Here is a 9,435-nt window from a genome sequence, read left to right as displayed (position 1 = left end):
CACCGGCGAGATCGTGGCCCAGTTGTGGTTTGCCGAACACCACCTGCGCCAGCGGCTCAAGCTGGCGCCAGGCGAACGTGCCATCACCAACGTGGTGATGATGGGCATGGGTGAGCCCTTGCAGAACTACTCGGCGCTGGTGCCGGCCTTGCGCGTGATGCTCGACGACCATGGCTACGGCCTGTCTCGCCGCCGCGTGACGGTTTCCACCTCCGGTGTGGTGCCGATGATCGACCGGCTGCGTGACGACTGCCCGGTGGCCTTGGCAGTCTCGTTGCACGCGCCCGACGACGCCTTGCGTGACGACCTGGTGCCGCTCAACCGCAAGTACCCGATCGACGAGTTGCTGGCTGCTTGCCAGCGCTACCTCGACAAGGCGCCGCGCGACTTCATCACCTTCGAGTACTGCATGCTCGACGGCGTGAACGACACGCCGCTGCACGCGCAAGCGCTCGTGCGCCTGAGCCAGCGCATCGCCTGCAAGTTCAACCTCATCCCGTTCAATCCTTTCCCGGAATCGGGCCTCAAGCGCTCGCCGCGCGAGCGGGTGACGGCCTTTGCCCGCGTGCTGCAAGAAGCTGGCGTGGTCACCACCGTGCGCAAGACGCGCGGCGACGACATCGACGCTGCCTGCGGCCAACTGGCCGGCGAGGTGCAGGACCGCACCAATGTGAACAAGCGCATGACGCGCGCCCCCATCCAGATCCACCGCAAGACCCCTGAAACCGCATCCATTCCGCCGGAGAAGCATCAATGACCTTGGGACGCTGTAGCTTGTGGGCCGCCGCCGTTTGCTGGGTGTTCAGTTCTTTGATCGCGGGTTGTGCCGTGCCTTCTGCGCCTGTGGGCGAGAGCAAGGACCGTGTCACCGATTCGGACGAAACCGAGACCAGCAAGCGCGCTCGCACGCGCATGGAGCTGGCGACCGCCTATTTCAGCCGAGGCCAGCTGACCACCGCGCTCGACGAGGTCAAGCTCGCGTTGGTTGCCGACCCGAACCTGGGCGAGGCGTACAACCTGCGCGGCCTCATCTACGCGGGGCTGGGGGACGATAAGCTGGCGCAGGAGAGCTTCAGTCGCGCACTGCAGATCAACCCGCGCGACGGCGATACCCTGCATAACTACGGCTGGTACATGTGCCAGCAGAAGCGCTATGCCGAAGCCGAGGCCATGTACCAGCAGGCGCTTGCCTTGCCACAGTACTTCGGAACCAGCCGCACGCTGCTGGCCAGCGGCGTGTGCCAGGCCCGGGCCGGCAAGTGGGCCGAGGCCGAGGTCACGCTCAGCAAGGCCTATGAGCGCGACCCGTCCAACCCGGCGATCGCGACCAACCTCTCCGAAGTGCTGCTGCGCCGCGGCGATCTGGAGCGCGCCCGCTTCTACATGCGCCGGGTCAACGGGGTGGCCAACCAGTCCACGGCCCAGACTCTCTGGCTTGCCGCACGCATCGAGATGAAGCTCGGCAACCGGCAGGGAGCCAACGAATACGGGTTGCAGCTGCGCAACCGCTTTCCCAATTCGCGCGAGTCGGCTGCGTTCGACCGGGGGCAGTTCGATGAGTGATTCGTCCGTGAGTGATTCGCCGTCGAGCGAGTCTCCCGAGGTCGCGGCCACCGCGGGCTCGCTGCTGCGCCAGGCCCGAATGGCCAAGGGCTTGCACATTGCAGCTCTGGCCACCTCGATCAAGGTGGCTCCGCGCAAGCTGGAGCTGCTGGAGGCTGACCGTTTCGACGAATTGCCGGGTGCCACCTTCACGCGCGCGCTGGCGCAAACCGTTTGCCGCACGCTGAAGATCGACGCGGCTCCAGTGCTGGCGCTGCTGCCGCAACCGGCCGATCACAACCTCTCGCAGATGAGCCTGGGCTTGAATGCGCCATTCCGCGACAAGCCGGGTCGGCGCGTCCCCAGCGACCTGCAGTTCCTGAAGAACCCGGTGGTGCTGGGCGCGGCGTTGCTGGTGGTGGCGAGCATCCTGCTGTACGTGCTGCCCGCGGGGTGGATCAACGATGTCACGCAGCGGGCGAGCGCCCCGGCCGAGCCGGTGGTGGCCAGCACCGTACCCGCACCCGCACCCGCGAACGATGCGGCCTCCGAGCCGCTTCAAACCTCGTCCATCGTGGTCGAAACCGTGCACCCGGCGTCGGCACCCGCAGCGGCTTCGGCGCCGGCGGTGCAGGCCGCCCCAGCTTCCTCACCCATCGTGGCGGCAGCTCCCGTCGCGTCGCCCGCTTCGACGCCGGCCTCCGGCGTGCTGCTCGTGCGTGCCAGCGCCGAATCGTGGGTTGAGGTGATCGACGGCCGCGGCACCGCGCTCATCTCGCGTGTGTTGCAGCCCGGGGAAGCCGTGGGCCTCGATGGGGCCTCTCCCTTGCGGGTGAAAATCGGCAACGCGTCGGCCACGCAGGTCTCGTTCAGAGGCAAGGCGGTCGACCTGGCGCCCACACGCGACAACGTGGCCAAGCTCGAACTCAAGTGATTGATTGCCATGACACAAGCCATTGACGATTTCATCGAACCGGCAGCGCCGGCCGCGCGGCCTTCGCACCAGGCTGCCGTGCGCTGGGGTTCGCGCGTCGTCACGCTGGGCGGTGGCGCGCCGGTGCGCGTGCAGTCGATGACCAACACCGACACGGTCGACGTGATCGACACCGCGATCCAGGTCAAGGAGCTGGCGGTGGCAGGTTCGGAGATGGTGCGCATCACCGTCAACACGCCCGAGGCCGCAGCGGCCGTGCCGCACATCCGCGAGCAGCTGGACCGCATGGGCATCGACGTGCCGCTCGTGGGCGACTTTCACTACAACGGGCACCGCCTGCTGAGCGAGTTCCCGGCTTGCGCCGAGACGCTGTCCAAGTACCGCATCAACCCCGGCAACGTGGGCAAGGGCGAGAAGAAGGACAAGCAGTTCGCGCAGATGGTCGAGATCGCCGCCAGGTACGACAAGGTGGTGCGCATCGGCGTCAACTGGGGCAGTCTCGACCAGGAACTGCTCGCCCAGATGATGGACGAGAACGGCAAGCGGGCCGAGCCCTTCGAGCCGCAGCAGATCATGTACCGGGCCATCATCGCGTCGGCGATCGAGTCGGCCAAGCGCGCCGAAGAGATCGGCCTGCGTGCCGACCAGATCGTGCTGTCTTGCAAGATGTCGGGCGTGCAGGATCTGGTGTCGGTGTACCGCGCGCTGGCCAAGCGTTGCAGCTACCCGCTGCACCTGGGTCTGACGGAAGCCGGCATGGGCACCAAGGGCACGGTGGCGTCCACGGCGGCGCTTTCGCTGCTGCTGCAAGAAGGCATTGGCGACACCATCCGTGTCTCGCTCACGCCGCAGCCGGGCGAGGCTCGCACGCAGGAGGTGGTGGTGGCGCTGGAGATCTTGCAATCGCTGGGTCTTCGCTCCTTCAACCCGAGCGTGACCGCGTGCCCCGGCTGTGGCCGCACCACCAGCACCACCTTCCAGGAACTTGCCAAGCAGATCGACGACTACCTGCGCCTGCAGATGCCAGTGTGGCGCGCGCGTTACCCGGGCGTCGAGAAGATGAAGGTCGCCGTGATGGGCTGCATCGTCAACGGCCCGGGCGAGAGCAAGCACGCCGACATCGGCATCAGCCTGCCCGGCACGGGCGAGGCACCGGCAGCGCCGGTGTTCATCGACGGCGAGAAGGCCCTCACGCTGCGTGGTGAACGCATCGCCCAGGAGTTCCAGACGCTGGTCGAGAACTACATCGAGAAGCGCTACGGCGCCGCCACGACCGAGCATTCGGCCGCGCCGGCCTGAGCACCCAGCCCGGCGCTTCCGCTTGCTCCCGCCGTCGTGCGCGATGGCGCCTTCTGTCTTTGCATTCTTCTCACATGGCTGACAAAAACAACGTTGCCCTGCAGGCCGTCAAGGGCATGAACGACATCCTGCCGGCCTCGGTGCCGCGCAAGGACAAGTTGCCCGACTCTGCGCTGTGGGCCTGGTTCGAGACCACGGTTCGCCAGGTGCTGTCGCGCTATGGCTACCAGTACCTGCTGACGCCCATCGTCGAACCCACGGCGCTCTTCGTGCGCGGCCTGGGCGAGGTGACCGACATCGTCGAGAAAGAGATGTACTCCTTCATCGATTCGATGAACGGCGACCGGCTCACCCTGCGGCCCGAGGCCACCGCCGGCATCGTGCGCGCGATGGTGGAGCACAACGCGCTCTACAACGGCCCCCTGCGTCTGTGGACCATGGGGCCGATGTTCCGCCACGAGCGGCCGCAGAAGGGCCGCTACCGCCAGTTCCACCAGCTCGACGTGGAAGCGCTGGGCTTTGCCGGGCCCGACGTCGACGCTGAAATGATCTTGCTGGTGCGCAGCCTGTGGCGCGAGTTGGGCCTGGTCGAAGGCCAGCACGTGCGGCTCGAGATCAACAGCCTGGGCCAGCCCGAGGAACGCCGTGCCCACCGCGAGGCGCTCATCCGCCATTTCGAGCAGAACGCCGAGGTGCTGGACGAAGATGCCAGGCGCCGCCTGCACAGCAACCCGCTGCGCATCCTCGACAGCAAGAACCCGGCGATGCAGGCGGTGGTGGAGGCCGCGCCCAAGTTGATGGACTTCCTGGGCGAGGCATCGCTTGCGCATTTCAATGCCGTGCGGGCCATCCTCGACGCCGCCGGCCTGGCCTACCGCGTGAACACGCGCCTGGTGCGCGGCATGGACTACTACAACCTCACCGTCTTCGAGTGGGTCACCGACCAACTCGGCTCCCAGGGAACGGTTTGTGGCGGCGGCCGCTACGACGGCCTGTTCGAGCAGCTGGGTGGCAAGCCGAGCGCGGCGGTCGGCTTCGGCCTGGGCATCGAGAGGCTGCTGCTGCTGCTGCAGGAGTTGGCTGTGCCGGTGCCCGACAGCGCGCCGCGGGTGTACGCAGTCATCCCGTCGACCGCCGCCTTGCCGCAGGCCATGGCTACGCTGGAGGTGCTGCGCCGGGCGGGTGTCTCCGCGCTGATGCATGCCGGCGGCGGCAGCATGAAGTCGCAGTTCAAGCGCGCCGATGCGAGCGGTGCGGCCTTCGCGCTGATCTTCGGTGACGACGAAGTCGCCCGCGGCGAGGTCTCGCTCAAGTCGCTGCGCGACCCGGCCGTGCCCCAGAGAAGCCTGTCGCTGGCGGAAGTGGCCGGGTGGGCCACCGAACTGCTCAACGCATAATCCCCGATCCGTTTGAAAGCTCATTGCCATGGCCACGCATCTCGACCTTGAAGAACAAGAACAGCTCGACCAGCTGAAAGCCTTCTGGAAGCAGTACGGCAACCTCATCACCTGGGTGTTGATCATTGCGCTCGCCGGCTATGTGGGCTGGACCCTCTGGAACAACCACCAGCACGAGCAATCCGTGAAGGCGGGCGCACTGTACGAAGAGCTCGACCGCGCGGCCCAGGCCGGTGATGTCGAGAAGGCTGCTCGCGTTTTTGACGACATGAAGGAGCGCTTCCCGAGCACCGGCTACGCCCAGCAGGCCGCCTTGCTGACCGCCAAGCTGCAGTTCGACAAGAAGCAGAACGACGCGGCCCGAGCCACTCTGACCTGGGCCAGTGAACATGCGACCGAAGACGAGTACCGCACCGTGGCCCGCCTGCGTCTCGCCGGCCTGCTGCTGGACGAGAAGAAGTTCGACGAGGCACTCAAGCAGCTCGACGGCGCCACCTCCAAGGAATTCGCCGCGCTGGTGGCCGATCGCCGCGGAGATGTGCTGCTCGCCCAGGGCAAGAAGGACGAGGCCAAGGCCGCTTTCGAACAGGCCTGGAAGGCCATGGACGAATCGCTCGAGTACCGCCGCATGGTCGAATCCAAGCTGATGGTCCTCGGGGCGGCCCCTGGCGCTGAAGCGCCCAAGGCCGCCGCCAGCGCCGGGGCCGGCAAATGAGCTTTGACGTGAAGGCATGGATTGGCCGGGCGGCAGTGGCATTGCTCGGTGCGGTGCTGGTCGGCTGTGCCGGCACGCCGAGGCCCGATCCCACGCCCTTGGAGCCCTTGGAGGCCAAGGTCAAAGGCCGCCAGGTCTGGCGGCTGGACATGGACACCGTCCGCTTTCCGCTGGCGGTGGCGGTGAACGGCAGCACCTTCACCGTGGCTGACGACAGCGGCGAGGTGAGGGCGCTCGAAGCGGACACCGGCCGCGAGCTGTGGCGCGCCAGCGTGGGTGCCAAGCTAAGCGCCGGCGTGGGCAGCGACGGGCGCTACGCCAGCGTGGTCACCCGCGACAACGAACTGGTCACGCTGGATGGCGGCAAGGTGCTGTGGCGACTGACCTTGCCTTCACGCGTGGTCACGGCTCCGCTCGTGGCGGGTGAGCGGGTCTTCGTGCTGGCGGTGGACCGCTCGGTCGCCGCTTTCGACGTGCTCGACGGCCGCAAGCTCTGGAGCTATCAGCGGCCCAGCGAGGCCCTGATTCTTTCCACCCCGGGTGTGATCCTTCCGTACAAGGACACGCTGCTGGTTGGGCAAGGTGCCAAGCTCACCGGCCTCGACCCACTGCGCGGCTCGGTGCGCTGGGAGGCCACGGTGGCCTCACCTCGCGGTACCAACGAGGTAGAGCGGCTAGCCGACCTGGTGGGGCCGGCGGCGCGGGTCGGTGAGGTGATCTGCACCCGCTCGTTCCAGTCGGCCGTGGGCTGTGTCAACGTTGAGCGCGCCAGTACCCTGTGGTCGCGCAATGTCGGCGGCATCATCGGTGTGGGGGCCGATGCCGAGATGGTGGTGGGCACGGATGCCTCCGACCGCATCACCGCCTGGCGCTTCAACGGCGGCAGCGTCGCCTGGACGCTCGAGAAGCTGCTCTACCGCAGCCTGACAGCACCACTGGTCGTGGGCAAGGCGTTTGTCGTGGGCGACGTCGATGGCATGGTGCATTGGTTCACCCGTGACACCGGCGAAGCGGTTCTGCGCATGCCCACTGACGGGTCGGCGATCAAGGTTGCCCCCGTTGCCTCGGGCTTGACCCTGCTGGTCGTGACCAGCAAGGGCGGCGTGTTCGCGTTCCGGCCCGAATGAGGCGGGTGTTTCCATCATGAAACCTGTCATTGCGGTGGTCGGTCGCCCCAACGTGGGCAAGTCCACCCTGTTCAACCGCATGACCAAGAGCCGCGATGCCATCGTGGCCGACTTCTCCGGGCTCACGCGCGACCGCCACTATGGTGATGGCCGCCTGGGCAACCGCGAGTTCATCGTCGTCGACACGGGAGGCTTCGAGCCTGACAGTTCAACGGGCATCGTCAAGGAGATGGCCAAGCAGACCCGCCAGGCCGTGGCCGAAGCGGATGCGGTGATCTTCGTCGTCGACCTGCGCGCCGGCGTCTCGGCTCAGGACCACGACATCGCGCGTTACCTGCGCACGGCCAACAAGAAGGTGTTCCTCGCCGCCAACAAGGCCGAGGGCATGGTCGAGTCGCCTTTGCTTGGCGAGCTGTACGAGTTGGGCATGGGAGAACCGCACCCGATCTCGTCGGCCCACGGGCAGGGCATCCGCAGCCTGCTCGACGCCGTGCTGGAAGGGTTCGAGCCCGATCCCGAACCTGAAGATGCGCAAGAGCATTCGGCCATCCGCCTGGCGGTAGCCGGCCGCCCCAATGTGGGCAAGTCGACCCTCATCAACACCTGGCTCGGTGAAGAGCGCCTGGTGGCCTTCGACATGCCGGGCACCACGCGCGACGCCATCACCGTGCCCTTCGAGCGCCACGGCCAGAAGTTCGAGCTCATCGACACCGCCGGCCTGCGCCGCAAGGGCAAGGTCTTCGAGGCAATCGAGAAGTTCTCTGTGGTCAAGACGCTGCAGGCCATTGCCAGTGCCGACGTGGTGCTGCTGCTGCTCGACGCCACGCAGGGCGTGTCGGAGCAGGATGCCCACATCGCCGGCTACATCCTGGAGAGCGGTCGCGCCGTGGTGCTGGCCGTCAACAAGTGGGATGCCATCGACGACTACCAGCGCGAGACGCTGGAGCGCTCCATCGCGCAGCGCCTGGCGTTTCTGAAGTTCGCCCCGGTTCTGCGCATCTCCGCCCTCAAGCGGCAGGGTCTCGGCCCGGTGTGGCAAGCCATTGCCGACGCCTATGCCTCAGCCAACCGCAAGATGAGCACCCCGGTGCTCACCCGGCTGCTGCAGGAAGCGGTGGAGTTCCAGACCCCCAAGCGCGCTGGCGCCTTCCGCCCCAAGCTGCGCTATGCGCACCAGGGTGGGATGAATCCGCCGGTGATCGTGATCCATGGCAACTCGCTGGAGCACGTGACCGACGTCTACAAGCGCTATCTGGAAGCCCGCTTTCGCGAGCACTTCAAGCTCGTCGGCACGCCGCTGCGGATCGAGATGCGTTCGTCGTCGAACCCCTTCGCCGACAAAGACTAGGTGCATTGACGGTGCATGCGGCACTGCCGCATGGTGCTGTGTTAACGTGCCAGCCTCATTCACTTTCCATCACGGAGCATATCGTGAGCAATAAAGGGCAGCTTCTACAAGACCCGTTTCTGAACCTGCTTCGCAAGGAGCACGTTCCGGTGTCGATCTACCTTGTGAACGGCATCAAACTGCAGGGCCACATCGAGTCCTTCGACCAATACGTGGTGTTGCTGCGCAATACCGTGACCCAGATGGTCTACAAGCACGCCATCTCCACCGTGGTGCCTGGCCGCGCCGTCAACTTCCACGCTGCCGAAGCCCCGGAGCAGACCTGAAAGCGCGACCGCAGCTGCCGAGACGGTACCTACCTTGACTGCAGCGGCATCCTCTGCCGACTCTGTGGCAGGACAACCCCCTCGTGCCATCCTGGTGGGCGTTGACTTCGGTGGCAAGTCACCCTTCGACGCTTCCCTGGACGAACTGGCCTTGCTGGCCGAATCCGCAGGCGACGTTCCCGTCGCCCGTGTGATCGCTCGGCGCAAGTCGCCCGATCCGGCGCTCTTCGTGGGTTCGGGCAAGGCCGATGAGATCAAGGCGCTGGTTCTGGGCCACCAGGCCGAGGCCGTTCTCTTCGACCAGGCGCTTTCCCCCGCGCAGCAGCGCAACCTGGAAAAGCACCTCGGCGTGGCTGTCGCCGACCGGACCATGTTGATCCTGGAGATCTTCGCGGCTCGCGCGCAAAGCCACGAGGGCAAACTTCAGGTCGAGCTGGCCCGCCTGCAATACCTGTCCACCCGTCTGGTTCGCCGCTGGAGCCACCTGGAGCGCCAACGTGGCGGCATCGGCACCCGGGGCGGCCCCGGTGAGGCGCAGATCGAGCTCGACCGCCGCATGATCGGCGAGCGCATCAAGACGGTGAAAGAGCGGCTGGTCCGCGTCAAGCGCCAGCGTGGCACGCAGCGCAAGTCGCGCGAGCGCAGCGGCACCTTCCGTGTTTCGCTCGTGGGCTACACCAACGCCGGCAAGTCGACGTTGTTCAATGCATTGGTCAAGGCACGCACCTATGCGGCCGACCAGTTGTT

At 66.5% G+C, this 9,435-nt stretch carries 10 protein-coding genes; all 10 read left to right on the top strand.

Translation table 11 applies throughout. From position 1 onward, the window contains the following. Nucleotides 1–757, top strand: a 757-nt coding sequence (gene rlmN / locus VFL64_RS16070; protein ID WP_489541385.1) for a 23S rRNA (adenine(2503)-C(2))-methyltransferase RlmN, incomplete at its 5' end; no start/stop codon positions are given. Continuing rightward, nucleotides 754–1,563 carry a type IV pilus biogenesis/stability protein PilW gene (gene pilW / locus VFL64_RS16065; RefSeq protein WP_489541384.1) on the top strand — a complete coding sequence of 270 codons (810 nt, stop codon included), beginning with the start codon at nucleotides 754–756 and terminating at the stop codon, nucleotides 1,561–1,563. The genes rlmN and pilW, both read left to right, overlap by 4 nt. Further along, on the top strand, nucleotides 1,556–2,476 hold the full coding sequence (locus VFL64_RS16060; RefSeq protein ID WP_489541383.1) for a helix-turn-helix domain-containing protein: 921 nt from the start codon (nucleotides 1,556–1,558) through the stop codon (nucleotides 2,474–2,476). Before pilW ends, VFL64_RS16060 begins: the two co-directional genes overlap by 8 nt. 9 nt (nucleotides 2,477–2,485) lie before the next feature. Further along, nucleotides 2,486–3,775 (top strand): flavodoxin-dependent (E)-4-hydroxy-3-methylbut-2-enyl-diphosphate synthase, encoded by a 1,290-nt coding sequence (ispG, locus tag VFL64_RS16055; RefSeq protein WP_489541382.1) that lies wholly within the window; start codon nucleotides 2,486–2,488, stop codon nucleotides 3,773–3,775. Between the two features lie 74 nt (nucleotides 3,776–3,849). Next, a complete protein-coding gene (hisS, locus tag VFL64_RS16050; protein WP_489541381.1) occupies nucleotides 3,850–5,172 on the top strand; it encodes a histidine--tRNA ligase in 1,323 nt (440 codons plus the stop codon). Nucleotides 5,173–5,200: 28 nt separating this feature from the next. Further along, nucleotides 5,201–5,887 (top strand): YfgM family protein, encoded by a 687-nt coding sequence (locus VFL64_RS16045; protein WP_489541380.1) that lies wholly within the window; start codon nucleotides 5,201–5,203, stop codon nucleotides 5,885–5,887. Nucleotides 5,888–5,895: 8 nt separating this feature from the next. Further along, nucleotides 5,896–7,014, top strand: a complete 1,119-nt coding sequence (gene bamB, locus VFL64_RS16040) for an outer membrane protein assembly factor BamB (RefSeq protein ID WP_489541379.1) — start codon at nucleotides 5,896–5,898, stop codon at nucleotides 7,012–7,014. A gap of 16 nt (nucleotides 7,015–7,030) precedes the next feature. Then, on the top strand, nucleotides 7,031–8,362 hold the full coding sequence (gene der / locus VFL64_RS16035; protein ID WP_489541378.1) for a ribosome biogenesis GTPase Der: 1,332 nt from the start codon (nucleotides 7,031–7,033) through the stop codon (nucleotides 8,360–8,362). 83 nt (nucleotides 8,363–8,445) lie between these two features. After that, nucleotides 8,446–8,688, top strand: a complete 243-nt coding sequence (gene hfq, locus VFL64_RS16030; protein ID WP_047502530.1) for an RNA chaperone Hfq — start codon at nucleotides 8,446–8,448, stop codon at nucleotides 8,686–8,688. A gap of 88 nt (nucleotides 8,689–8,776) precedes the next feature. Beyond that, on the top strand, nucleotides 8,777–9,435 hold a 659-nt coding region (gene hflX, locus VFL64_RS16025), incomplete at its 3' end, for a GTPase HflX (RefSeq protein ID WP_489541386.1).

This window comes from Rhizobacter sp. (assembly GCF_035702065.1).
In the GTDB taxonomy this organism is placed as follows: Bacteria; Pseudomonadota; Gammaproteobacteria; order Burkholderiales; family Burkholderiaceae_C; genus Rhizobacter.
The sequence above is the reverse complement of the archived record's forward strand: the minus strand, read 5'-3'. Positions and strand labels throughout refer to the sequence as shown.

Coding starts and splice junctions, on each gene's coding strand:
- der (WP_489541378.1), top strand. CDS start 7,031: ATGAAACCTGTCATTGCGGTGGTCGGTCGCCCCAACGTGGGCAAGTCC.
- hisS (WP_489541381.1), top strand. CDS start 3,850: ATGGCTGACAAAAACAACGTTGCCCTGCAGGCCGTCAAGGGCATGAAC.
- ispG (WP_489541382.1), top strand. CDS start 2,486: ATGACACAAGCCATTGACGATTTCATCGAACCGGCAGCGCCGGCCGCG.
- VFL64_RS16045 (WP_489541380.1), top strand. CDS start 5,201: ATGGCCACGCATCTCGACCTTGAAGAACAAGAACAGCTCGACCAGCTG.
- pilW (WP_489541384.1), top strand. CDS start 754: ATGACCTTGGGACGCTGTAGCTTGTGGGCCGCCGCCGTTTGCTGGGTG.
- VFL64_RS16060 (WP_489541383.1), top strand. CDS start 1,556: ATGAGTGATTCGTCCGTGAGTGATTCGCCGTCGAGCGAGTCTCCCGAG.